Annotated in this window: 21 protein-coding genes; 8 read left to right on the plus strand and 13 right to left on the minus strand. The window is 59.6% G+C overall.

Going from position 1 to position 25261, the window contains the following annotated elements:
* Nucleotides 1-44: 44 nt before the first annotated feature.
* The gene (locus tag IFT80_RS07240; protein ID WP_122479594.1) at nt 45-503 is read right to left on the minus strand and encodes a ferritin-like domain-containing protein; all 459 of its coding nucleotides are present in this window, start codon (nt 501-503) and stop codon (nt 45-47) included.
* Between the two features lie 230 nt (nt 504-733).
* Here IFT80_RS07240 and IFT80_RS07245 point away from each other — a divergent pair, with 230 nt between their 5' ends.
* Nucleotides 734-976 carry a DUF3820 family protein gene (locus IFT80_RS07245; RefSeq protein ID WP_122479595.1) on the plus strand — a complete coding sequence of 81 codons (243 nt, stop codon included), beginning with the start codon at nt 734-736 and terminating at the stop codon, nt 974-976.
* 87 nt (nt 977-1063) lie between these two features.
* Here the strand turns inward: IFT80_RS07245 and IFT80_RS07250 are convergent, their stop codons facing one another.
* The 3 genes from IFT80_RS07250 to zwf are packed head-to-tail and all read right to left on the minus strand — an operon-like array spanning nt 1064 to nt 3916.
* Complete coding sequence (locus IFT80_RS07250) at nt 1064-1750, minus strand: bifunctional 4-hydroxy-2-oxoglutarate aldolase/2-dehydro-3-deoxy-phosphogluconate aldolase (RefSeq protein ID WP_185794099.1); 687 nt, start codon at nt 1748-1750, stop codon at nt 1064-1066.
* Complete coding sequence (gene pgl / locus IFT80_RS07255) at nt 1747-2460, minus strand: 6-phosphogluconolactonase (RefSeq protein WP_192137068.1); 714 nt, start codon at nt 2458-2460, stop codon at nt 1747-1749. The genes IFT80_RS07250 and pgl overlap by 4 nt, the downstream gene beginning before the upstream one ends.
* Nucleotides 2447-3916 carry a glucose-6-phosphate dehydrogenase gene (gene zwf, locus IFT80_RS07260; protein WP_122479598.1) on the minus strand — a complete coding sequence of 490 codons (1470 nt, stop codon included), beginning with the start codon at nt 3914-3916 and terminating at the stop codon, nt 2447-2449. The genes pgl and zwf overlap by 14 nt, the downstream gene beginning before the upstream one ends.
* Nucleotides 3917-4129: 213 nt before the next feature.
* Here zwf and hexR point away from each other — a divergent pair, with 213 nt between their 5' ends.
* Nucleotides 4130-4990, plus strand: a complete 861-nt coding sequence (gene hexR, locus IFT80_RS07265) for a DNA-binding transcriptional regulator HexR (RefSeq protein WP_185794215.1) — start codon at nt 4130-4132, stop codon at nt 4988-4990.
* A gap of 305 nt (nt 4991-5295) precedes the next feature.
* Here the strand turns inward: hexR and IFT80_RS07270 are convergent, their stop codons facing one another.
* The 5 genes from IFT80_RS07270 to IFT80_RS07290 form a co-directional block, all read right to left on the minus strand.
* A complete protein-coding gene (locus IFT80_RS07270) occupies nt 5296-6600 on the minus strand; it encodes a carbohydrate porin (RefSeq protein WP_244652354.1) in 1305 nt (434 codons plus the stop codon).
* Nucleotides 6601-6729: 129 nt separating this feature from the next.
* Nucleotides 6730-7890: an ABC transporter ATP-binding protein gene (locus tag IFT80_RS07275; RefSeq protein WP_192137070.1), complete on the minus strand. Its 1161-nt coding sequence runs from the start codon at nt 7888-7890 to the stop codon at nt 6730-6732.
* 4 nt (nt 7891-7894) lie between these two features.
* The gene (locus tag IFT80_RS07280) at nt 7895-8731 is read right to left on the minus strand and encodes a carbohydrate ABC transporter permease (RefSeq protein ID WP_163007624.1); all 837 of its coding nucleotides are present in this window, start codon (nt 8729-8731) and stop codon (nt 7895-7897) included.
* 5 nt (nt 8732-8736) lie between these two features.
* Complete coding sequence (locus IFT80_RS07285) at nt 8737-9642, minus strand: carbohydrate ABC transporter permease (RefSeq protein WP_192137072.1); 906 nt, start codon at nt 9640-9642, stop codon at nt 8737-8739.
* 140 nt (nt 9643-9782) lie between these two features.
* Nucleotides 9783-11069 carry an ABC transporter substrate-binding protein gene (locus IFT80_RS07290; RefSeq protein ID WP_185794103.1) on the minus strand — a complete coding sequence of 429 codons (1287 nt, stop codon included), beginning with the start codon at nt 11067-11069 and terminating at the stop codon, nt 9783-9785.
* A gap of 677 nt (nt 11070-11746) precedes the next feature.
* On the opposite strand from IFT80_RS07290, the gene IFT80_RS07295 reads away from it, so the two are divergent.
* Nucleotides 11747-13909 (plus strand): DEAD/DEAH box helicase, encoded by a 2163-nt coding sequence (locus IFT80_RS07295; protein WP_192137074.1) that lies wholly within the window; start codon nt 11747-11749, stop codon nt 13907-13909.
* Nucleotides 13906-14565 (plus strand): DUF2290 domain-containing protein, encoded by a 660-nt coding sequence (locus IFT80_RS21855; RefSeq protein WP_192137076.1) that lies wholly within the window; start codon nt 13906-13908, stop codon nt 14563-14565. The genes IFT80_RS07295 and IFT80_RS21855 overlap by 4 nt, the downstream gene beginning before the upstream one ends.
* 78 nt (nt 14566-14643) lie before the next feature.
* Here the strand turns inward: IFT80_RS21855 and IFT80_RS07305 are convergent, their stop codons facing one another.
* From IFT80_RS07305 to edd, 4 genes are all read right to left on the minus strand, one after another.
* Nucleotides 14644-16050 carry an ATP-binding protein gene (locus IFT80_RS07305; protein WP_122479740.1) on the minus strand — a complete coding sequence of 469 codons (1407 nt, stop codon included), beginning with the start codon at nt 16048-16050 and terminating at the stop codon, nt 14644-14646.
* Between the two features lie 22 nt (nt 16051-16072).
* Entirely contained in the window at nt 16073-16795 is a 723-nt protein-coding gene (locus IFT80_RS07310) for a response regulator (protein WP_122479605.1), read from the minus strand.
* Between the two features lie 65 nt (nt 16796-16860).
* Entirely contained in the window at nt 16861-17814 is a 954-nt protein-coding gene (locus IFT80_RS07315; protein ID WP_192137078.1) for a glucokinase, read from the minus strand.
* A complete protein-coding gene (edd, locus tag IFT80_RS07320; protein WP_122479607.1) occupies nt 17811-19637 on the minus strand; it encodes a phosphogluconate dehydratase in 1827 nt (608 codons plus the stop codon). The genes IFT80_RS07315 and edd overlap by 4 nt, the downstream gene beginning before the upstream one ends.
* 274 nt (nt 19638-19911) lie before the next feature.
* Here edd and gap point away from each other — a divergent pair, with 274 nt between their 5' ends.
* The 4 genes from gap (at nt 19912) to IFT80_RS07340 (ending at nt 25199) form a co-directional block, all read left to right on the plus strand.
* Entirely contained in the window at nt 19912-20913 is a 1002-nt protein-coding gene (gap, locus tag IFT80_RS07325; protein WP_122713527.1) for a type I glyceraldehyde-3-phosphate dehydrogenase, read from the plus strand.
* A 126-nt stretch (nt 20914-21039) separates the two neighbouring features.
* A complete protein-coding gene (locus tag IFT80_RS07330) occupies nt 21040-21561 on the plus strand; it encodes a sigma-70 family RNA polymerase sigma factor (protein ID WP_192137080.1) in 522 nt (173 codons plus the stop codon).
* 41 nt (nt 21562-21602) lie between these two features.
* Entirely contained in the window at nt 21603-22496 is an 894-nt protein-coding gene (locus IFT80_RS07335; RefSeq protein ID WP_192137082.1) for a FecR family protein, read from the plus strand.
* Nucleotides 22497-22640: 144 nt separating this feature from the next.
* Complete coding sequence (locus IFT80_RS07340; protein WP_192137084.1) at nt 22641-25199, plus strand: TonB-dependent receptor; 2559 nt, start codon at nt 22641-22643, stop codon at nt 25197-25199.
* Nucleotides 25200-25261: the final 62 nt, after the last annotated feature.

Here is a 25261-nt window from a genome sequence, read left to right on the forward strand (position 1 = left end):
AACGCCCGATGCGGGCGTTTTCTTTACAGCGACAGCGTGACTGCTCAGCTGCTGGCGCGAGCGATGTTGCGCAGGGCTTTGACCTGATCATGGTTGCGCTGCACACCGGCAAGCTGACGCTCGACGATGGTGAAGATGTTGGCCGGGAGCGCCTCGGTCAAGGCTTCCTTGTAAGCTTTCAAAGCCACATCTTCGCCGCGCTCGGCTTCGTTCAGCACCGCTTCTTCATCCTTGCCGGTGAAGATCGATTTGACGTCGACCCAGCGACGATGCAGGTCACCGCTCACGCTGGTGGAGTCTTCCGGGGTGCCGCCCAGTGCGATGACCTCGGCCTGCAGTTCACCGGCCGCTTCGGCGCATTCCTGGGAATGCTTGGTGAACAAAGCCTTCAGTTCGGGATTCTTGATGTCTTCGGCACAGGTCTTGAAGCCTTCCTCGCCGTCCTTGCAGGTCTCGATAAGCTTGTTCAGGATGGAAACAACCGTCTTGGCAGAATCATTCATCTTTTTGAATTCCTGTGGAAATCGAAAACCGCGTTGGGATGCTGTCCATACAGCAGCCTTCGTGCCAGCTTCCAAAGCAAACAAAAATCATCTATATCAAAGAGTTAACATAGCCGACGTTTTTCCGAAGCTGTCTTTATGCATGATCGACGGCTTTGTGACCGTGCAGAATGCATGTAACCTCGCGCAACGCCGTTTTTGCAGACCCACACCCTTGTGAATATTCAGTCATGAACCCCGAAAAACTTGAATCGCTGGTGACCTTCGTAATGCCCTTCGGCAAGTACAAGGGCCGAGTAATCGCCGACCTGCCGGGGCATTACCTGAACTGGTTCGCCCGCGAGGGTTTTCCTAAAGGTGAACTGGGTGGGCTGCTGGCGCTGATGCAGGAAATCGATCACAACGGCTTGTCCGACCTGCTCGATCCGCTGCGGGTCAAGCATGGCAAGCCGCGCATCGCCGATGGGCGCTGAACCGCCTGGCAACTTTCTTTCAGGCAAAAAAAAGTGCGCCGACCGAGCGCACTGAAAGACAACCGTGAAGCGCCTAACGAAGTCGAATCAGTCGAGCAGAGCCAGCGCCTGCGCGCTGCACTCCTGAATGCGTGCCCAATCGCGGTTTTCAATCCACTGGCTGTCGAGCATCCAGGAGCCGCCCACGCACATCACATTGGATTGAGCCATGTAGCTGTTGATGTTGCCCGGGCCGACGCCGCCAGTCGGGCAGAAGCGCACTTCCGGGAAGGGCCCGCCGAGCGCCTTGATGGCAGCCACGCCACCGCTCACCTCGGCCGGGAACAGCTTGAAGCGGCGATAGCCCAGCGCGTAACCCATCATCAGTTCGGACGGGCTGCTGATGCCCGGCAGCAACGGCAACGAGCTTTCCACACCGGCCTCGAGCATGTCCTGGGTCACGCCGGGGGTGACGGTGAACTGCGAGCCGGCCTGCTCGGTTGCGGCGAGCATTTCGCGGGTCAGCACCGTGCCAGCGCCGACCAGCAGCTCCGGGCGTTGCTCGCGCAGCACCTGGATGGCCCTGAGCCCGAGTGCCGAGCGCAGGGTCACTTCCAGTACGGTCAGCCCCCCGGCTGCCAAGGCATCGGCCAGAGGCAGAATGTCTTCTTCACGGGCAATGGTGATGACCGGCAGAATTCGCGCACGCGCCGCCAGGGCGTCGATCCGGGCAACCTTGTCGACCATGCGTTGCTGTTGTTCGGTGGTGATCATAGCGGCGGTTCCTTGATTCATTGACACCAGTAGATATCCAGCGCGGAGTGCAGGAAGGCGCGGATAGGCATCTGCGCCACGTCGTCGCCGGCCAGTGCAGTGCGCAGCGTGGTCAACTTGCTTTCGCCCTGCACCGACAGCACCTTGAAACGGGCCGAGGCCAGCAACGCACGGCTCATGCTCAGGCGTTGATGCGGCACGCTCGGCGCCAGCATGGGCCAGCAGCGGCGCTCGCTGTCCAGCGCCAGAGCCTGTTCAAGGTTGGGGCTATCGGGAAACAACGAAGCGGTATGCCCGTCATCGCCCATGCCCAGTACCAGCACGTCGATCGGCGGCAATTGACCGAGCAGGTCATCGGCGACTGCGGCGGCCTCCTCCTGGCTGGACGTGGTGTGGTACAGGCTGACGAAACGTGCCTGCTCGACCGCGCCTACCAGCAGGTGGCGCTTGAGCAGGCCGGCATTGCTGTCGGCGTGCTCGATGGGCACCCAACGCTCGTCGGCCAGGGAGATCACTACCCGTGACCAGTCCAGGCTCTGACGCGCCAGGCACTCCAGGAAAGCCACCGGGCTGCGCCCGCCGGAAACCACCAAGGTTGCCACGTTCTGGCGCTCGATCGCCTGGCGCAGTTGCTCGGCGACCTTGCCGGCCAGGGCTTCGGCCAGCAACGGTGCGCTCACGCAATCGTGAACCTTGACCCCCTCGGGGAACTGCAAATCAGATATCGCCATACCAGGATCTCCCATCGCGTGTGATCAGGGCAATCGAGCTCATCGGCCCCCATGAACCTGCCGCGTACGGCTTGGGAGCATCGCCGGATTTCTTCCAGCCGGCGATGAGCTGATCGCACCATGTCCACGCATATTCGATTTCATCTTTACGGACAAACAGGTTCTGATTGCCCTGCATCACCTCCAGCAGCAATCGCTCGTACGCATCTGGAATGCGCGCACTGCGATAGGTGTCGGAGAAATTCAGTTGCAGCGGCCCGCTGCGCAGTTGCATACCCTTGTCCAGGCCTTGCTCCTTGGTCATCACGCGCAGCGATATACCTTCGTCCGGTTGCAGGCGGATGATCAGCTTGTTGCTGATCTGCAGGCGCTGCTCGGGCGCGAAGATATAGTGCGGCGGTTCCTTGAAGTGGATGACGATCTGCGACAGCTTCTGTGGCATGCGCTTGCCGGTGCGCAGGTAGAACGGCACGCCGGCCCAGCGCCAGTTGCGGATATCGGCACGCAGCGCGACGAAGGTCTCGGTATCGCTCTGGGTGTTGGAGTTTTCTTCTTCCAGGTAACCCGGCACCGGACGGCCTTCGCTGTAGCCCGCGATGTACTGGCCACGCACGACCTGCTGGGTCAAGCCGTCGGCGGTGAATGGCGCGAGCGCCTTGAGCACCTTGACCTTCTCATCGCGAATGCTGTCGGCGGACAGGTCGGCCGGTGGGTCCATGGCGATCAGGCAGAGCAGCTGCAGCAGGTGATTCTGGATCATGTCGCGCAGCTGGCCGGCCTGGTCGAAGTAGCCCCAGCGCCCTTCGATACCGACTTTTTCCGCGACGGTGATCTCAACGTGGGAAATGTAGTTCTGGTTCCACTGGGTTTCGAACAGGCTGTTGGCGAAGCGCAGGGCAATGAGGTTCTGCACCGTCTCCTTGCCCAGGTAGTGGTCGATTCGGTAGACCCGATTTTCCGGGAAGTACTGCGCGACGGCATCGTTGACCCGGCGCGAGGATTCCAGGTCGTGGCCGATAGGCTTTTCCAGCACGGCGCGGGTGCGCGCGGTGAGGCCGACCTTGTGCAGGTTTTCGCAGATGGCGCCGTAGACCGCCGCCGGTGTGGCGAAGTAGGCGATCAATTGTTCGGCGTCACCGACTTTCTCGGCCAGTGCGACGTAGGTGTCGGCATCCAGAAAGTCCACGTGCACATAGCTCAGCCGCGCCAGAAAACGCTGCACCGCGTCGGGCTCGAGCTGGGCGTCGGAAACGAACTTGCGCAACCCTGCCTCGATGACACCCAGGTGATGGGCTTCATCGCCGGGCTCGCGGGCCAGGGCGAGAATGCGTGTATCGGCGTGCAGCAACTGCGCGCGATCGAGTTGATATAGAGCCGGAAACAGCTTGCGCAATGCCAGGTCGCCCAGGGCGCCAAAAAGAGCAAAGGTGCATGATCCTGCGGTCATTGAGGGCATGATGTTTGTTCTTCTATCAAGTTGACGTAGAAATACCCTTTTTCAGGGGACGATTCAAGGCAGAATGTAGTAATAACCACAACATTTACCCATTCAGACAGATACGGGTGGTGGCGCACTGCGCCCCCCAGTAGGATAAGCCACCCGTGAAGACAGCCTGGCCAGACATGCTCGCTGGCGCTGCAGTAGACCCAAGGACATACCATGGACCGTGTGCGAAATCTTCTGGAACAGATCCAGAGCCGCCTCGATGAGCTGAACAAGGCCGAGCGCAAGGTGGCCGAAGTCATTCTGCTCAATCCGCAGCAGGCGACCCGCTTCAGTATTGCCGCTCTGGCGCAGGCCGCCAAGGTCAGCGAGCCGACGGTGAACCGCTTCTGTCGTTCCTTCGGCGTCAGCGGCTACCCCGAGCTCAAGCTGCAACTGGCGCAAAGCCTGGCCAGTGGCGCAGCCTACGTCAGTCGCGCGGTAGAAGCCGACGACGACCCGGCGGCCTATACCCAGAAGATTTTCGGCAGTGCCATCGCTTCGTTGGACAGCGCCTGCCAGCAACTCGATCCGGCGCTGGTCAGCCGCGCCGTGGACATGTTGATCCAGGCACGCCAGATCCACTTCTTCGGCCTCGGCGCGTCGGCGCCGGTGGCGCTCGATGCCCAACACAAGTTCTTTCGCTTCAACCTGGCGGTGTCGGCCCATGCCGATGTCCTCATGCAGCGAATGTTGGCGTCGGTTGCCCATACCGGCGAGCTGTTCGTGATCATCTCCTACACCGGGCGCACGCGCGAACTGGTGGAAGTCGCCCGCCTGGCACGGGAAAACGGTGCATCGGTGCTGGGGCTCACGGCAGCAGGCTCGCCCTTGGCCAAGGCCAGCAGCGTAAGCCTGAACATACCCCTGCCTGAAGACACGGATATCTACATGCCGATGACATCGCGCATCGTGCAATTGACTGTGCTTGATGTGTTGGCCACGGGCATGACGCTACGGCGCGGCGTGGATTTCCAGCCGCACCTGAGGAAGATCAAGGAAAGCCTGAACGTGAGTCGCTACCCGGCTGGGGATGGCCTGGACTGAATGCAGGTAAAGGACATGGATCTGCAGGCGCGGTCAGTGGCCGCGAAAAAACGCTGCGGTGGATCAGATTCACCGCAGCGAGCCTTTCGCGGCCGATGACCGCTCCTACGGTCAAACCGCAGGTAAATGGGATGAATAAGCCCCTGATCCCACGTAGGAGCGGTCAGCGGCCGCGAAAAGAACACCGCGGTGTGCCAGTTTCACCGCGGGGCAGCATTCGCGGCCGATGACCGCTCCTACGGTGAGCCCGTTACTGGCTCGAAAAAAAGGGCGACCTGAGTCGCCCGGAAAGCGCACACCGCAAATCAGAACTTGGACTGGATCTTCAACCCGGCCACTAGTGCGTCATCCACCTGGTTCACGCCGCCAGGATGTTTGATGTACTGCACGTTGGGCCGCACCGTCAGCCAGTTGGTCACGTGGAAGCCGTAGTAGATCTCGGCGTTGTACTCGGTGTCCTGGATCGGCAGGTATGACGGATTGTCGTAGTCTTCGATGTTGTTCAGATCATTGACCAGGCGGCGATTCTTGCGCACGTCTTCGTTGACGTGGATGCGCGCGATGCCCACACCGATGTCGTCCTTGGGCCGGGCGTCGAAGGGCCCCATGTAGGTCAGGCCGATCTGCTGATAGTTGTCGACGAAGTTGGTGTCCTTGTCGTGCACGGTGGCGTTGGCGAAGATGCTCAGGCCACGCGCGGCGCTGCCGTTGTGACTGGTCAACTGTTGCTGGGCGACGATCCAGGCGCCGTGCTTGCTGCTGTGGGACTTGTAGCTGGCGCCGGAAACCGCAGCCGCCTGGCCATTGCCATCTTCATACACATCGTCGGCCTTGGCCGTGCTGTAGTAGTAGCCCAGGCGATACTCGCCCGGCAGGTCGTTGAGCTTGGGCGTCCATACCAGTTCAACCGGCAGGATCATGCCCTTGGTGCCGCTGCCGCTGAGCTTGAAGCCGTTACCGGTTTCCAGGTACGAGGGGTTCTGCTCGAACACGCCCACCTGCGCATACACTTCCGGGGTGATGTTGTACTTGATACGCAACGCCCACTGGCTGACCGGCCAGTTGTACCAGATGTTGCCAACCCAGTTGCCGACCTGCGAACCGCAGAACGCCAGGTTCTGGAAGTCGCACGGGAAGCTGTTGAAGTCTTCGCCAGGGCCGAAGCGGCCGATCTTGACGTTGAGCTTGTCGTCGAAATAACCCTGCTTGTACCACATCTGGGTAAGCCGCCAGGTCTGGCCCCTGCCCCAGACTTCCTGGGATGAACTCAGGGTGCCGGCACGCGGGTCGCCGATCCGGTCATTGGAGATATTGCGGCCGCTACGCTCGGTGATGGCCAGCTTGAACTCCGCATCCTTCCACCCCAGAATCTTTTCCAGGTCCATCTTCACGCCCAGGGCGAACTGGTCGCTGTAGCGTGCGGTGGTGTCGTCGTTGTAGCCACCGTCGAGATTGCTGCCAACTTCCCCTACGTATTCCAGCGAAAAATCGTAGCCCTTTTCCAGCAACTCCGTACGGGCCCCACCCCAGTCACCGGTCATCCACGGCGACTCTTCGGTAAAAGCCCCAGCGGCATGCACGCTGCCGGCCAGACTCAAGGCGCCGAGCATCGACAACTGGCCGATCAGTCTGGGTTTAGTGATAAGTCTGCTGTTCATCCCTCTTCCTCTTTTATTGTTATTGACGTGTTGTACAGTCTTGCCAATGGCAGGCGACAGGCCGCCCGCCGATATCGCTATTCAGCGTCCTTTGAACTGGGTCACGTTGCCCAAGGGTGCAGCTTCCTGCGCGGTTCGCGTGGCGCCGAGGCGCGCACCGCTGGCCGCATCGAAAATCAGGACCTTGCTCGGGTCCAGCAGCAGGTTCAAGGTGGCGCCTATGGCCGGCGCAGCATCCGGCGCCATGCGGCAGCACACCTTGGTCTGGTTCACGGTGACGAACACCAGCGTGTCCGGCCCGGTCGGCTCGGTGATCTGCACTTCGGCACGCAGGGTGGGCAAACCCGTGACCTGCTCGCTGGCCAGGGCGATCTGCTCGGGGCGGATGCCGAGGATGATCTCGCGATCCTCCAGCCCCGCGTCGGCGATGCCCAGCGGCAGTTCGCAACGCGCCTGGCCGCTGTCGAGCAGCGCCACCAGGCGACCGTCCTGGCGGGTCAGGCGCAGCGGAATGAAGTTCATCGGCGGCGAGCCGATGAAGCTGGCCACGAACTGGTTGGCCGGATCGTTGTAGATCTGCTGCGGCGTGCCGAACTGCTGGATGATGCCGTCCTTCATCACCGCCACCTTGTCACCCAGGGTCATGGCCTCGATCTGGTCGTGGGTCACGTAGACCGTGGTGGTCTTCAGGCGCTGGTGCATCAACTTGATCTCGGTGCGCATCTCCACCCGCAGCTTGGCGTCGAGGTTGGACAGCGGCTCGTCGAACAGGTAGATCTTGGGCCGCCGCGCCAGTGCGCGCCCCATCGCCACGCGCTGCTGCTGGCCACCGGAGAGCTGGCCGGGCTTGCGTTCGAGCAGATGCTCGATCTGCAGCAGCTTGGCCACTCGCGCTACTTCTTCGTCGATCGAAGCCTGGGGCATCTTGCGGATCTTCAGGCCGAAGCAGATGTTCTCGCGCACCGTCATGGTCGGATACAGCGCGTAGCTCTGGAACACCATGGCAATGTCCCGGTCCTTTGGGCTCATGCCGCTGATGTCTTCGCCGTCGACCAGGATCGCCCCGCCGGAGATGTTCTCCAGGCCTGCAATGCAGTTCATCAGGGTCGACTTGCCACAGCCCGACGGCCCCACCAGGATCAGGAATTCCCCCGAGTCGATCGAAAGCTCGATGTTCTTCAGCGTGTCCGGCAAGCCGCTGCCGTAGGTCTTGATTACGTTGCGCAGTTCCAGCGTTGCCATGTTGCTACCCCTTGACCGCGCCGGCCGTGAGCCCGCGCAGGAAATACTTGCCAGCGAAGATGTAGACCAACAGCGTCGGCAGGCCGGCGATCATTGCCGCTGCCATGTCCACGTTGTATTCCTTGACCCCGGTACTGGTGTTGACCAGGTTGTTCAATGCCACGGTGATCGGCTGTGCATCGCCGCTGGCGAACACCACGCCGAACAGGAAGTCGTTCCAGATCTGGGTGAACTGCCAGATCAGGCAGACCATGACGATCGGGATCGACATGGGCAGCAGGATCTTGCCGAAGATGGTGAAGAACCCGGCGCCATCCAGGCGTGCGGCCTTGACCAGTGCGTCCGGCACGCTCACGTAATAGTTGCGGAAGAACAGCGTGGTGAATGCCAGCCCATACACCACGTGCACCAGCACCAGCCCGGTGGTGGTGTTGGCCAGGCCGAACTTGCCCAGGGTGAATGACGCCGGCAACAGTACGGTCTGGAACGGCAGGAAGCAGCCGAACAGCAGCAGGCCGAAGAACAGTTGCGAGCCGCGAAACTTCCACATCGACAGCACATAGCCGTTCATGGCACCGATGAAGGTGGAGATCAGCACGGCAGGAACGGTGATCATCACCGAGTTCCAGAAGTACCCGCCCACCGAACCCCAGGCCTTGACCCAGCCGATGGCAGTGAACACTTCCGGCAGGCTCAGCAGGTTGCCGGTGCGGATGTCGTCGGGTGTCTTGAAGCTGGTCAGCAGCATCACCACCAGCGGCACCAGGTAGATGGCCGCGGCCAGCAGCAGCACGGCGTAGATCGCCACGCGACTGAAGGTCAGGGCCGGTTTGCCGGTCATAGGGTTCATTGACGTTTGCCCCGCAGTTCGGAGTACAGGTAGGGCACCAGGATGGCCAGGATCGCGCCGAGCATCAGCATGGCGCTGGCCGACCCCTGCCCCATCTGGCCCCGGCTGAAGGTGAAGGCGTACATGAACATCGCGGGAAGGTCCGACGAGTAGCCCGGCCCTCCCGCCGTCATCGCAGCTACCAGGTCGAAGCTCTTGATGGCGATGTGCGCAAGAATCATGAAGGCGCTGAAAAACACCGGACGCAGGCTCGGCAGGACGATGCGCAGGTAGATGGTGGGCAGGCTGGCGCCGTCCACCTGGGCGGCACGAATGATCGACTGGTCGACGCCACGCAGGCCGGCCAGGAACAGCGCCATGACGAAGCCCGAGGCCTGCCACACAGCCGCGATCACCAGGCAGTAGACCACCCGGTCCTGGTCAACCAGCCAGTCCAGGCGAAAGCCTTCCCAGCCCCAGTCGCGCAGCAGTTTGTCCAGGCCCATGCCCGGGTTGAGCAGCCACTTCCAGGCGGTACCGGTGACGATCATCGACAGCGCCATGGGATACAGGTAGATGGTGCGCAGGAAGCCTTCGCGGCGAATGCGCTGGTCCAGCAGCACTGCCAGGAATACCCCCATCACCAGGCTGATGAAAATGAACAGGCCACCGAAGACCGCGAGGTTCTTGCTCGCGACCCACCAGCGATCGTTGTCCATCAGCCGCGCGTACTGCGCAAGGCCCGCCCACTTGTAGTTGGGCATGAAGCTTGAAGTGGTGAAGGACAGCACCAGGGTCCACAGGATGTAGCCGTAGAAGCCCACCAGCACGATCAGCATGCTCGGTGCCAGCACCAGCTTGGGCAGCCAGCGCTGCAGGGCGTCCAGGGGCGAAGCCCTGCGCATGACAGCAGTTGAGCTCATGTTGAGATGTCCGCTTCGTTGGATAGTGTGTAGCAGCGGCGCAAGCCGCGTCCGGCAGCGCCGCGAATGCATGATGCAACGGCGGCGATCGGGACCCGGCTTGCGCCGGTGCTACAGGGCTGGGTGTGTCAGCCTGATGTTCACTTGGCCGAACTGATGGCCTTGGCCAGCTGCGAGGCGGCCTTCTGCGGATCAGCCTGGGGATTGTTGATGTAGTTGGTCACCACATCGAAGATCGCGCCCTGCACCGCCAGCGTCGTGGCCATGTTGTGCGCCATGCTCGGCTGCAGGCCGCCGGTCTTGTCGTCGGCCAGGAAGTCCTTGGCCGCCGTCTGGGCGCAGGCGTCGAAGCCCAACTTGTCCATCTCGGCGAGCATGTCGGTACGTACCGGGATCGAACCCTTGTTCATGCTGAAGACTTTCTGGAAGTCGGTGCCCAGTGCAACCTTGGCCAGGTCTTGCTGCGCGGCCATGTCGTCCTTGTTCTTGAGTTCGAACACGGCCAGCGAGTCGATGTTGTAGGTGAAGGCTTTCTCGGTGCCGGGGAAGGCCACGCACTGGTAATCCTTGCCGGCCACCTTGCCTGCCGCGGTCCACTCGGATTTGGCCCAGTCGCCCATCATCTGCATGCCGGCCTTGCCATTGATGACGTCGGCAGCCGCGATGTTCCAGTCACGCCCGGCACGGTTGGGGTCCATGTAAGTTGCGACCTTCTTCAGCTCGGTGAACGCCTTGACCATCTGTTCACCCGTCAGGGTGCTCTCATCGAGGTCGACGAAGGCTTTCTTGTAGCCGTCTGCGCCCATGACCGACAACACCACGTCTTCGAACACGGTGCTGTCCTGCCATGGCTGACCACCATGGGCCAGCGCGATGAAGCCCTTGGCCTTGAGCTTGTCGCCGGCTGCATAGAATTCTTCGAGGGTAGTCGGCGCCTTTTCGATACCAGCTTTCTTGAACACCTCGGGGTTGATCCACAGCCAGTTCACCCGGTGGATGTTCACGGGAACGGCCACATACTCGCCGTCGTACTTGACGGTGTCAGACACCTTCTTGACCAACAGGCTGTCCCACTTCTCATCCACGGCAACCTGCTTCAGGGCTTCGGTGCTGAGCAGCCCGGTGCTGCCCCATTCCTGGATGTCGGGGCCTTTGATCTGGGCAACGCCAGGAGGATTGCCAGCCATGGCGCGGCTCTTGAGCACGGTCATTGCGGTGGAACCGCCGCCGCCGGCCACGGCGCCGTCTTTCCAGGTGAAACCGTCTTTCTCCACCTGCGCCTTGAGCACGTCGACTGCTGCTTTTTCACCGCCGGACGTCCACCAATGCACCACTTCGACCGAACCTTTGGAGTCGGCAGCCAGGGCACTGAGCGGGAACACGGAGGCAAGGGAAACGACGATGGCGAGGCGGGAGAGCGAGTTCATGGGACATCCTTTTTTGTTGTTATGCAGATGCAAGTCTGATGCTTGCGTTGCATGAGAGTGTAAACATCGCCACAGGGGCGCAGGTAACGAAGGGATGGGGAAATGTCACCGACTGGTGACATTCAGCTGTGTTTCATGGCCGCACGATGAGCAGTCAGTGCCTGCCAACCATTTTTTGGCAGTACTGAAACAATTAAGCCTGCACCCTAACCTCATCGACGGCCTACGAACCTCATACCGTCGAGGCCTACGAAAAAAATTGTCACGTCACCATATAAGAGTATAAACGATATGGAAAATATCACCCCACTGATAGTCACACGGGATGAGGTGAAAAAAGCGCAAGAATTCAGCGATCTTACCTACGGAGGAGTAGTCTAACGCGACATCGGTAGCAGAGCGCTCCTACAGAAAATTTACTACAAGCGCGTTAAGCTTAGGACAAACCGAGGCAGCAGAATCGCCGAACGCTGCATAGGCAAAGTTTTCCGTTAGACGATGCCGTGGGTCATCTACAAGGAGCAAAGATTCATGCAGAACACACTAGTATCAAAAAACTCCAAACTTCATTGTCGGCGAATAGCCATGGTAGTATAGAATCACCGCCAATGCGCAGACTCGTTTGGCTCTGCAAAAATATTTAAGAGCTCTTTTTTACTTTAAGGCCAGGGCATGCAATGACCGACATTATATGGGGTTCAACCAAAAAGCCAGTTTCCAGCAACCAGCTAGCGGAGTTTTTCAAAAGCAACCCACAGTATGGCGGGCATCTTTTTATTGGTTATCCAATCATCGGTACACCGAATGGGCCACACCCTATTGACGCTATTTGGCTTAGTCGCGAGCATGGCCTGCTATTATTCAATTTGATAGAAGGCAGAAGCACTTTAGGTTACGAAGAAGCGCAGGACGACAGCTTCAATACGCTGGAGGCGAAACTTAGAAACCACAAAAGTCTGATGAAGGGAAGGAAGTTACAAATTCCACCAAACGTTGTGACTTTCGCGCCTGCAACCACAATGAAAGTTGACACGCTTGAGCAAGAACATCCTATTTGCAATTCAGTAAATCTTCATGCATTTATAGATGAGCTTCCTATATTCGATAATGCAGCCATTTTTGAGTCTGTGCTTGCCGTTATTCAGTCAATATCTACTATCCGCAAAGGCAAGAGGAAGAGAGAGACTACAAAGCCAACTTCTCGAGGCGCAATATTAAAAACTCTCGAAGACTCTATAGCTAATCTTGACAACCTCCAAGGTAGTGCAGTCATCGAAACGGTGCAGGGAGTCCAGAGGATACGAGGACTTGCAGGATCGGGAAAAACAATAGTACTTGCATTAAAAGCAGCCTATCTTCATGCACAGCATCCAGAGTGGAAAATAGCCGTAACATTTAACACGCGATCCCTTAAAGCACAATTCAAGAGGCTTATAAATACATTTGTCATCGAGCATACGAATGAGGAGCCAGACTGGGACAATCTACAGATAATCAATGCATGGGGTGGGCCTGGTGGCGCCCAAAGAACAGGAATGTATTACACGTTTTGCCAAACGCATGGCGTGGAATTTCTCGACTACCAAACGGCTAAAGCCCGCTACGGTCGCAACAAAGACTTCGAAGGAGCTTGCGACAAGGCCCTCAAAGATGCGCTGCAAGTCAAGCCGCTATATGACGTCATTTTGATTGATGAAGCCCAAGACTTTTCACCTTCCTTTCTACGTTTATGCTATGAGTTCCTTACGAAAGATAAAAGGCTTGTTTATGCTTATGATGAACTTCAGAGCTTAAGTGAAAAATCCCTCCCGTCACCCGAAGAGATTTTTGGCACAACCCCAGGCGGGCAACCACGTGTCAAATTTGATGAGCCGTCGCCGGGCAAGCCAAAACAAGACATAATCCTAGAAAAGTGCTATCGCAACTCCAGGCCCATTCTAACCACCGCGCACGCACTAGGATTTGGAATTTATCGTAAAGCAGACCCTAAAACAGGGACTGGCCTAATACAGATGTTTGATCAGAGTCATTTGTGGAGTGATGTGGGCTATGAAGTAAAAGCAGGACATCTCGAAGATGGTCATGACGTAAGCCTGGCTCGTACGGAGTTCAGCAGCCCGGCCTTTCTCGAAGATCACTCCGACGTCTCTGACTTAGTGCAGTTCAAAGCGTTCAACTCAGAACATGACCAAGCCGCTTGGCTGGCAGCAGAAATCGAATCTAATATCAAGAATGATGAGCTTAATCATGACGACATCATAGTCATCAACCCCGACCCCTTAACAACTAGAAACGCAGTAGGCCCCGCCAGAAAAATACTATTTGAAAAGGGTATAAATAGCCATCTTGCCGGAGTTGATACATCTCAAGACGTATTCTTCGAAAGCGAGGATGATTCCGTTGTTTTTACTGGAATTTACAGGGCTAAGGGCAATGAGGCAGGCATGGTTTACATCATAAACGCTCACGACTGCTATTATTCGTTCGGAAGCTTGGCAAGAATGAGAAATATGCTATTCACGGCCATTACCCGAAGCAAGGCATGGGTAAGAGTTCTTGGCGTTGGCCCTCAGATGGTGGAGCTCATGGAGGAATTTGAGGCTGTCAAACAGCACAACTTTGAGCTATCATTTAGATACCCAACTGACGAAGAGAGAAAAAATCTTAATATAGTCAACCGAGACATGTCATCCGAAGAAAAAGGGAAGATCATTAAAACCCAAGAAAGTGTCGCGATTCTCTTAAAGGAAATTGAGCAGGGAAAAGTTTTTTTGGATGACTTACCAAAAGAGCAACTTGACCGCCTTAGAACCCTGCTTAACAAAGAGGGCAGACAATGATAAACCCTGAATTAATCAGACAGCAAGTTGAACGCCTCACTGCAGACTTCATTGGACTTGGTCTATGTAATAGCCAAAACTTCCCTTCGTATAGAAATGAGGGCATCCTTCAGGAGATAAGTTATAGTGGCCAAGGAGACTTAAGCATAGTACTCAAAAATCAACCTTATGGAGAAATCTATTCTGAGCTTCTCAGGTCCAACTCTTACAATCTGAAAATGCTGGACGGCGCTCTTATCCAGATTATGTACAGATTTGAAAATGGCGATTTAAAATCACACAGGCTTGCTTTTTTTCCATCACCGGACCTAACCGAATACCAAAACCATCCTGAAATCTATGATGACGACGATATTTATGCCGACATAGTAATGCGGAACATTGTAGTCTTTCCAATACGGTTTGACTACGATTGTACCGAAGGTGTATTTGAGGAAATTCACCACCCAAAATCACACTTGACTTTGGGTCAATACAAAAACTGTAGGATACCTGTGTCCGCACCGCTAACGCCTTATCTATTCCTACAATTTATTCTTAGGAACTTCTACAATACAGCTTACAAAAAGCATACGGAATCCATAACCTTATTTCAGGAATATTTCGATCAGACAATATTTGACTCTGAGAAACTTATAGGCCATTTTCGAATATAAGGTACTTTGGTTACTTTACTAATAGCACGTTTTTAAAGCCGCGCTCAGGGTGCGTTTTTCAGTGCGCGACTTGTTTAGTCACACCGCCTTGCGTGGCAACACCAGGGTCACGCGCAACCCGCCAGCCGGAAGATTCTGCAAGGTCACCTCGCCGCCATGGCTGTGGGCGATATTGCGTGCGATGCCCAGGCCCAGGCCGTAGCCCTGCTGAGTGCCGGCCAGACGAAAGTGCGGCTCGAAGACTTTCTGCAGCCGTTGCTCCGGCACCCCAGGGCCTTCGTCGTCGACGTACAACACGAAGGCCTCGGCGTCGTCATGGATGGACAAGTGCGCGCGGTCGCCGTACTTGAGTGCGTTGTCGATCAGATTGCCGATGCAGCGCTTGATCGCCAGCGGCTTGCCGGTATAAGCCCGGCGCGCCTTGCCTTCCAGGGTCACTCGGCCGTTGCCGTGCGGCGCCAGATAGGGCTCTACCAGGCAGTCGAGTACCTGATCGAGATCGACCCGTTCGATGTTTTCGTGGATGTCGGTGTCTTTGACGCATTGCAGCGCGCCCTTGACCAGCAATTCCAGCTCGTCCAGGTCACGGCCGAACTTGGCTTCCAGGGCTGGATCGTCGAGCAGTTCGACGCGCAGCCGCAGGCGCGTGATGGGCGTGCGCAAGTCGTGGGAAATCGCACTGAACAGCTGGCTGCGCTCGGTCAGGTAGCGGCTGATGCGCTCGCGCATGGCATTCAGCGCACGGGCCACTTCCACCACCTCACTGCCACCGCCGTCCATGGGCGGTTCGTTGCTCACCTCGCCCAACGACAGCTCGCGTGCGGCGCGGGCCAGGCGTTTCAGGGGCCGGCTTTGCCAGTGCACGAGCACGCCGATGAACAGCAGCAGGAACCCACTGGTCAGGGCGATGAACCAGATCTGCTGGGCAGGCAGGCCCTCTTCCTCGAGCGTGGTATAGGGTTCGGGCAACAGCGAAGCGATGTACAGCCATTCGGTGGGTCCCAGGCGAATCTGGGTGACCAGCACCGGCGGGTTGACCGGTTCCAGGGTCAAGGCGTAGTGCGCCCAGGAGCGCGGCAGCTCGTCGAGCTTCAGGCCGCTATTGAAGATGCGCAGGTCGTCGGGGCTGACGAAGGCCACCGAGATATCCACGTCGACGCCCAGCTGGGTGCGGAGCACTGCAGAAACCGCATCGATCACTGCAGTCTTGCGCGCGGTCGATTCGAGCAGCTGCATACCCAGTGGCTTGTCGTTGAGCGAAACGAAAAAGCGCGTACCGCCCATGCTGCGCAGCTGATCCAGGACCAGCGGCCGATAGGCCAGTGGCAAGGAGCGGAAATAGCTGACGCTGGCCGCCATCGAGTGGGCCAGGCTGCGGGCGCTGGTCACCAACCCTTCGAGCTGGGTGGCACGCAGCTGCGACAGCCAGATGACGCTGGACAAGCCCTGCGCCAGCAGCACCGCCAGCAGTGTCAGCAACAGCATGCGACCCAGCAGTGAGCGCGGCTTAAACAGGCGCAACGTGGGCCGCCAGCAAGTAGCCGCTACCACGTACCGTGCGGATCAGCCGCGAGGGCTTGTCATTGTCGCGCAGGCGTTGGCGCAGGCGGCTGACCGCCATGTCGACGATACGATCCAGCGGCATCGGCTCGCGCCCGCGAGTGGCGTTGCCGATGGTATCGCGGTCGAGGATCTGCTGCGGATGGTCGAGGAACAGCTTGAGCAAGGCGAAGTCGGCACCGGACAGGAACACCTCTTCCCCGTCGGTGTGAAACAGGCGGTGGCTGACGGTATCCAGCCGCCAGTCGTCGAAGCCGAGTACCTCGCCACTGCGCTCGCTGGCGAACTGGCTGCGTCGCAGCAACGCCTTGATGCGCGCCTGCAGCTCGCGCGGGCTGAACGGCTTGCCCAGATAGTCATCGGCTCCCAGCTCGAGGCCGATCACGCGGTCGGCTTCGTCGGAGCTGGCGGTCAGCATGATGATCGGCACCTGGGCCATGCGCGGATGCTGGCGGATCCAGCGGCACAGGCTGAAGCCATCTTCGTCGGGCAGCATGACGTCGAGAATCACCAGGTCGGTGCCGACCTCGGCGCCAAGCGCTTCGCGAAAGCCCGCGCCATCGGCCGTGGTGCGCACGGCGAAACCGGCGCGGCTAAGGTAGGTGTCCAGCAGTTCGCGGATGTCCTGATCGTCATCGACCAGCAGGATCGATTTGCCGACAGTGCTCACGTGGGCGTCCTTGTTGTCATTGCCGGGTCGATACGCCCGGCTTTTTTCAAGGGCTGATTAAACGCTCAAGCCTGCGCCTGTTGCAAGGCCACGCCTGCGCCCAACAGCCCGGAGAACTCGGCCGTGACCACCCACACCGGGATGCCCTTGAAGTAATCGCTCATGCAGCCCTTGTCGGCGAAGCTCTCGGCGAAACCGCTTTGCATGAAGATGTCGAGAAAGCGCGGGATCACGCCACCGACGATGTACACGCCGCCCCGGCCGCCCACGGTCAGCACGTTGTTGCCTGCCACCCTGCCCAGGAAGCGGCAGAATTGCTCCAGGGTTTCCCGAGCGACGGGGTCGCCGGCAAGCCCGGCGTCGGTAACCTCCGCAGGCGAAGTGCAGGAAGGCGTGTGGCCGTCCACTTCGCACACAGTTTGATACAACCGTAACAACCCACCACCGCTGAGAATCGTCTCGGCGCTGACGTGACCGATCTGCGCTTCGATGTGCGCGCGCAGTTGGGCTTCGCGCGCGCTGCCGACGGGCAGGTCGACATGGCCGCCCTCACCCGGCAATGCCATCCAGCCGTTGCTCAGGGCGATCAACGTGCCCACGCCCAGCCCCGTGCCTGGGCCGATGACCACTGCCGGACGTGCGGGATCCGCTTCGCCCTCGCAGACCAGCTGGTATTCATCGGGCTGTAGACGGGTCATGCCCAACGCCATGGCGGTGAAGTCATTGATCAGCAGCAGGTGCCCGATCTGCAGGCTTGCGCAGAATGCCTTGCGGCTCAGGCGCCAATGGCTGTTGGTGAAGCGGAACTCGTCACCGTCCACCGGGCCCGCTACCGCCAGGCACGCGGCGCCGATGTCGCCCTTCTGCAGCTTGAGGTCGGCCATGTACACACCGATGGCGTGCTCGGGGCTGGTGTAGTCTGCCGTGGGGAAGACCCGAACCGAATGCAGTGCATCGTTTTCCCAGAGGGCGAAACGTGCGTTGGTACCGCCGATGTCGCCGATAAGGGCGAGTGTCATCGCAAAATCTCCAACCCCGAAGTGAAGGCACTGGCGCCTTGCTCGGCCGAGCTGAAGGCTTGGCGCATGAACCCGAACAGTTCACGCCCGCACCCTACGCCATTGGCCAAGGTGCCGACCGCCGGGGTGCGGCTGGCCAGCGTCTGGGCATCGACGCGTACCTGCAAGGTACCTTCGACACCGTCGACCCGGATGATATCGCCATCGCGCACCAAGGCCAACGGGCCACCGCTGGCCGCCTCGGGACTGACGTGAATCGCGGCGGGAATCTTGCCGGACGCGCCGGACATGCGCCCGTCGGTGACCAGCGCGACCTTGAAGCCGCGATCCTGCAGCACGCCGAGAAAAGGCGTCATCTTGTGCAGTTCCGGCATGCCGTTGGAGCGCGGCCCCTGGAAGCGCATGACCGCGACGAAATCCTTTTCCAGTTCGCCGGCCTTGAACGCATCGGCCAGCTCCTGCTGGTCTTGGAACACGCGGCACGGCGCCTCCACTACTTGGTTCGCCAACGCCACGGCAGACACTTTCATGACGCCCCGACCCAGATTGCCTTCCATCACGCGCAATCCACCCTCGGCCGAGAAAGGCCGTGCCACGGGGCGCAGGATGGTTTCGTCGAGGCTCGCCTCGGGACCCTCGCGCCAGACCAGCCGGCCCTCTTGCAGAAACGGTTCGCGGGTATAGCGGCTCAGGCCATGACCGGCCACCGTGTTCACGTCCTCGTGCAACAGGCCCGCTGCGAGCAACTCGCGAATCAGGAAAGCCATGCCGCCAGCTGCCTGGAAATGGTTGATGTCAGCCTTGCCGTTTGGATAGACATTGGACAGGGTGGGCACCACTTCGGACAAATCGGCCATGTCCTGCCAGGTCAGGATGATGCCCGCAGCCATGGCGATCGCCGGCATGTGCAGGGTGTGGTTGGTCGAACCGCCCGTCGCGTGCAGGGCGACGATCGAATTCACCAGCGACTTTTCATCGACGATGCGGCCGATGGGCGTGAACTCGCCGTTGGCCTTGGTCAGGCGTGTCACCTGATGGGCCGCCTCGTGAGTCAGCGCATCGCGCAGCGGTGTGTTGGGATTGACGAACGAGGCCCCCGGCAGGTGCAACCCCAGCACTTCCATGAGCAACTGGTTGGTGTTGGCCGTGCCGTAGAACGTGCAGGTGCCCGGACTGTGGTAGGACTTCATCTCTGATTCGAGCAATTCTTCACGGCTCGCCTTGCCCTCGGCATAACGCTGGCGAACATCGGCCTTCTCCTTGTTGGAGATGCCCGACGGCATCGGCCCGCCGGGGACGAAGACCATCGGCAGATGGCCAAAGCGCAGCGCGCCCATCATCAGGCCCGGGACGATCTTGTCGCAGATGCCGAGCATCAGGGCGCCATCGAACATGTTGTGGGACAAGGCCACGGCCGTGGACAGCGCGATGGTTTCACGACTGGCCAGGCTCAGTTCCATGCCGGCCTCGCCTTGGGTCACGCCATCGCACATGGCCGGCACGCCACCGGCGAACTGGCCGACCGAGCCGATCTCGCGCAACGCCTGCTTGAGCTGCTCCGGGTAGGTTTCGTAGGGCTGGTGCGCCGAGAGCATGTCGTTATATGACGAAACGATTGCGATGTTGGTCGCATTCATCATGCGCAGTTGGTGCTTGTCTTCGGTGCCGCACCCCGCTACTCCGTGGGCAAAGTTCGCACACTGCAGCTTGCCGCGCATGGGCCCGTCGCTGGCAGCGCTGTCGATCAGTTGCAGGTAGTGCTTGCGGGTAGCTTGGCTACGCGCAATCAGCCGTTGGGTGACCTCAAGGACGCGGGGATGCATGTGAAGAACTCCAGGCTTTGGGGGCGACCTCTGCAACACTCTGTCCGAACTACGACCCGTGTCAGGGCTCAAAGCCCTGCAGGCAAGAATCGCTGTAAAGGAAGGGTTGTACCGGTCACTCGTTGTAGATAGAACAAAATATTGCCACTAAAAAGGCTTGTTTTCTATTTCTATGCGAATAATCTTGTAATTCCAACAACAAAACAGATTACGTGACCTGCTTGCCCGGACCTGATCCAAGGGGAATCACCCAATCTGATCACAGGAATCACTCATGACCATTCGCATAGCAATCAACGGTTTTGGCCGCATTGGCCGCAATGTCCTGCGGGCACTCTATACCCAAGGCTACCGCCAGGACCTGCAGGTCGTCGCCATCAACGACCTGGGTGACAGCGCGATCAACGCCCACCTGCTCAAGTACGACACGGTGCATGGCACCTTCGACGGCACGGTCGAGCACGACAAGGAAGGCCTCACGGTGAATGGCGACCGCATCTCGGTCAGTGCCATCCGCAACCCGGCGGAACTGCCGTGGAAGGCCGAGAACATCGACGTGGTGTTCGAGTGCACCGGCCTGTTCACCGACCGTGAAAAGGCTGCCGCGCACCTGACGGCCGGCGCGCGCAAGGTGATCATCTCGGCACCGGCCAAGGGCGCCGATGCCACCGTGGTGTATGGCGTCAACCACGACGTGCTGCGTCAGTCCCACGAAGTGATCTCCAACGCTTCTTGCACCACCAACTGCCTTGCCCCGGTGGCCCAGGTACTGCACCGCGAGCTGGGCATCGAGCAGGGCCTGATGACCACCATCCACGCCTACACCAACGACCAGAACCTGATCGACGTGTACCACAGCGACCCCTACCGCGCCCGCTCGGCGACCCAATCGATGATCCCCAGCAAGACCGGCGCTGCCGAAGCCGTTGGCCTGGTGCTGCCGGAGCTGGCCGGCAAGTTGACCGGTATGGCGGTGCGCGTGCCGGTGATCAACGTCTCGCTGGTCGACCTGACCTTGAACCTCTCGCGCGAAGCCAGCCGCGACGAGATCAATGCGCTGATGCATGCCGCGGCCGAGCAGTCCAAGGTGCTGGGCTACAACACCCTGCCGCTGGTTTCCACCGACTTCAACCACAATCCGCTGTCGTCGATCTTCGATGCCAACCACACCAAGGTCAACGGCAAGCTGGTCAAGGTCATGGCTTGGTACGACAACGAGTGGGGCTTCTCGAACCGCATGCTGGACAACTGCCTGGCGCTGATCAACGCCAAGTAAGGCCCCATAGCGGCTGGATACGGTGGATGCCGTTTCCAGCCGCGATACCTCTTGCAAAGATCGCGACTTGACCAGGCGCACAGATGAGAAGCATTATCATCTTCTGCTTTCCGTCCGGGCAATTCCGTGAGTCAATCACGCTTCAATTCCGTTTTCCTCTCCCAACGCTTGAGTCTGCTGCGCACCCTTCAGCGCATGGTACGCAACCCCAGCACCGCCGAAGACCTGCTTCAGGAAACCTACCTGAGGGTGAATCGTGCCCTGGGTGAGCGACGCATCGAGCACCTCGAACCCTTCGTGTTTCAGACAGCACGCAATCTGGCCCTGGATTATCTGCGCTCACGGCGGGTGCACGAGCGAACCATAGTCGAAGATGTGCCCCTCGACGTGCTACAAAGCATTGCAGCAGTGGCCAGCAGTCCGGACGAGGTCGCCCATGCTGAGCGGCTTCTGGCCAGGCTGACCGTGAGCCTGGCTCGACTGACGCCGCGCCAGCAGCGGATTTTCATCCTGAGCCGAGTGCATGGCAGCAGTTATGTGGAAATTGCCCATGAGCTGCACGTCTCGGCAAGCACCGTGCAAAAGGAATTGAAATTGATCATGGCGATCTGCATCGGTGTCGCCCAGCGCCTGGAGGAGCATCCGTGAATCGGCAGCATCTACCAGAGCGAGCGCCACCGACGCCTGCCATGGAGCAAGCCATCGATTGGTTGATTGCCCAGCCTTGCACCGACCCCACCGAGCAAAGGGCATTCGAGGCCTGGCTGCTGGCCGACCCCGAACATGCCGCGGCATTCGAGCAGGCCCGCGCGGTATGGCACGGCGCGCCGATTCACCAGGCCGCCGTCGCCCTGCAAACGCGGCGCCGACTGCCGGCCTGGCGTCGGCATTGGAAACCACTGGCTACCGCCGCAATGCTGGTGGTAGGCGTATTGAATTTCACCCACCTGCCGCTGCGCGTACAGGCCGCTCATCTGACCCAGGTCGGCGAACGGCAACACCTGCAACTGGAAGACGGTTCCAAGGTACTGCTCAACACCGATTCGGCCTTCTCCAGCCGCATCGACACCCGGCAACGCAGCGCACGCCTGTACGAAGGCGAAGCTTTTTTCGAGGTGCCTCCCAGCCGCCGACAACCCCTGAAGGTGCAAGCAGGCCCGGTGCGTGCCGATGTGCTCGACAGTGCCTTCGCCGTGAGCTACCACGATGGCCAGGCGCAAGTGCGGGTGCAGCGCGGCAACGTCGACCTCAGCGCCAGCCACGACGAGACGGTGCGCCTGAACGCCGGCGACAGCATACGCATCGGCCCCAGGGGATTCGGCACGCGTGAGCGGCTCGATCCACAGAAGGATCTGGCCTGGGTCCAGGGCCGTTTGATCTTCGAGAATTGCCCAATGGGCGAGGTACTTGCCGAACTTCGGCGCTATTACCCGGGGTGGATCATCAACACCGACAAGAAGCTCGAGCAGGTGGCAGTGACCGGCAATTACCGCCTGGACAACCCGCTCGAAGTGGTTCGCTCGTTGGCTCAGGTGACGTCGGCACAGGTGCGGGAGTTTCCGGCGCTGGTCATCCTGAACTGACGGATACGTCATATCCACGGACCGAGACACCGCATAATTATTTTTACGCTGTAGCGCTTCCCCATCCGTCTAGTCATAGCCAATGCAACTGATTCGCATTCGGATCGGTAACACTATAACGACACGCGACAGGGAGCGCTTTCGATGTCCAAAGGTTTCACTCGTCCTCAGTTTCACCACTCGGTGCTCACCGCTGCCCTGCTGCTGGCCGCCGTGCCGGCCGTGGGCAGCGCTGCGGAGCTGACACCGAACAGCGCCCGCATCAGCGTCAATCACGCCTTCAGCATCGCTCGGCAGCCTCTGGCGTCGGCCTTGAACGGCTTCAGCACCACGACGGGATGGGAGGTCGGACTGCCCGCCGAGCTTGCCCAGGACGTCATTTCACCCGGTGCGCGCGGTAACCTGACGCCGGAACAGGCACTGGATCGGCTGCTCGCAGGGACACCCTTGCGCTACCGGAAAATCAGCGCCAACAATGTCGTGCTCGAGCGCAGCTCGCCGGGCGCCGTGATCGCCCTGCAACAGATGACCGTCAGCGCCACACGCCAGGAACAAAGCGCCGACAGCGTCCCGAGTACCGTCAGCGTCCAGGGCCGCACGCAGCTGGACCGTGACAACGTCAACACCCTTCAGGACCTGGTGCGTTACGAACCGGGCGTCTCCGCAGGCGGCACCGGTTTGCGCAGCGGCCTTACCGGCTACAACATTCGTGGTATCGACGGCGACCGTGTGCTCACCCAGGTCGATGGCGTCGAGGTGCCGGACAGCTTCTTCAACGGCCCCTATGCGCAAACCGAGCGCAATTACGTCGACCCGGAAATCGTCAAGCGTGTGGAAATCCTGCGCGGGCCGGCGTCGTCGCTCTACGGCAGCAGTGCCATCGGCGGGGTGGTCAGCTACTACACCCTGGACCCGGAAGACATCATCAAGCCCGGCAAGGATGTCGGCGCACGCCTGAAGACCGGTTACAGTTCGGCAGACGAAAGCTGGCTGAACTCGGCTACCGTGGCCGGCCATTCGGGTGACTTCGATGCCCTCCTGCACCTGAGCCAGCGCAATGGCCACGAGACCGAATCCTACGGCGACCATACCAGCACAGGGCTGAGCCGCACCGCAGCCGACCCCAAGGACGTGCGCTCGACCAATGTCCTGGCCAAGCTGGGCTGGAACTACGCCGACGATGCTCGATTCGGGCTCACCTACGAAAATTACAAGGACGACCGCGATGTCGATCTGAAAAGTGCCTATGGCGGCCCCTATGCAAATGGCAGGCCGCTGAACTTCTATCAATCGCGCGGTGGCAATGACACCATCACCCGCGAGCGCTTCGGCTTGAATCACGACTTCGAGCTGGACAGCGTCGTGGCCGATCACATCAAGTGGAGCTTGAACTACCAGATCGCCAAGACCGACCAGCACACCGAAGAGCACTATGTCGTTCCGCGCGCACGCGATGTGTTGCGAGCGCGTGACACTTTTTACAAAGAGCGCCAGTGGGTGTTCGACCTGCAACTGGACAAGGCCTTCCAGGTGGGTGAAACCGATCACATGCTGACCTACGGCACCAATATCCGCCAGCAGAAGGTTACCGGCTCACGCAGCGGCTACGGGACCTGCCTGACCGTGATGGGCAGTTGCCGAGCCATCGGCGCCGACAGCGCGGCCGATCGCCTGGTCAAATCCAGCGACTTCCCCGACCCGACCATCAACACCTACAGCCTGTTCGCCCAGGACGAGATTCGCTGGAACCAGTGGACCTTGCGACCCAGCGCCCGCTATGACTACACCCAGCTCAAGCCCCGCCTGACCGATGAGTTCCTGCGCACGGTCAACCCCACTGGCGAGTACACCGTGACCGACAGCGATCGGAACTGGCACCGGTTGTCACCCACGCTGGGCGTAACCTACGACTTCGATGACCACTACACCTGGTATGGGCAGTACGCCGAAGGCTTCCGCACACCTTCGGCCAAGGCGCTTTATGGACGCTTCGAAAACCTTGGCGCAGGCTATACGGTCCAGCCCAATCCGGATCTGGAACCGGAAAAAAGCAGAAGTTATGAAACCGGCCTACGCGGCAAGTTCGAGGCAGGCACCTTCGATATCGCGGTGTTCTACAACCAGTACCGCGACTTCATCAACGAGGATGCGGTCAGCCCCGGGGCGACGTCCGCCGTGTTCCAAAGCAACAATATCAAGCATGCCACCATCAAGGGCGTCGAGCTCAAGGGCCGCTTGAACCTGGACAGCTTCGGTGCACCGCAAGGTCTCTACAGCCAGGGCTCCATCGCGTACGCCCATGGCAAGAACGAAGACAACGGCCAACCGATCAACAGCGTCAATCCGCTCAAGGGCGTATTCGGCCTGGGCTACGAGCAGCAGCAGTATGGTGGCCTGCTCAGTTGGACACTGGTCAAGCGGCAGAACCGAGTGGACAGCAGCGCGTTCAAGTCGCCGGACGGCAGCGGTGTGTTCAAAACGCCTGGCTTCGGCATCCTCGACCTGGCCGGTTACTACAAGGTCACCGACGACGTCACGGTCAACGCCGGCCTGTACAACCTCACCGACAAGAAATACTGGCTATGGGACGACGTGCGCAGTTATGACGGCGTGGGCGAAGCGGCGGTGACATCACCCGCCAACCTCGACCGCCTCACTGCTCCCGGTCGTAATTTCGCGATCAATCTGGTTTGGGACATCTGATAATGGCACTGTAGGGGCAGATAACCGCTGCCCCTGTGGTGGGATTTTTTTACGGTCCGCTG

This window comes from Pseudomonas sp. CFBP 8771, assembly GCF_014841695.1.
In the GTDB taxonomy this organism is placed as follows: domain Bacteria; phylum Pseudomonadota; class Gammaproteobacteria; order Pseudomonadales; family Pseudomonadaceae; genus Aquipseudomonas; species Aquipseudomonas baltica.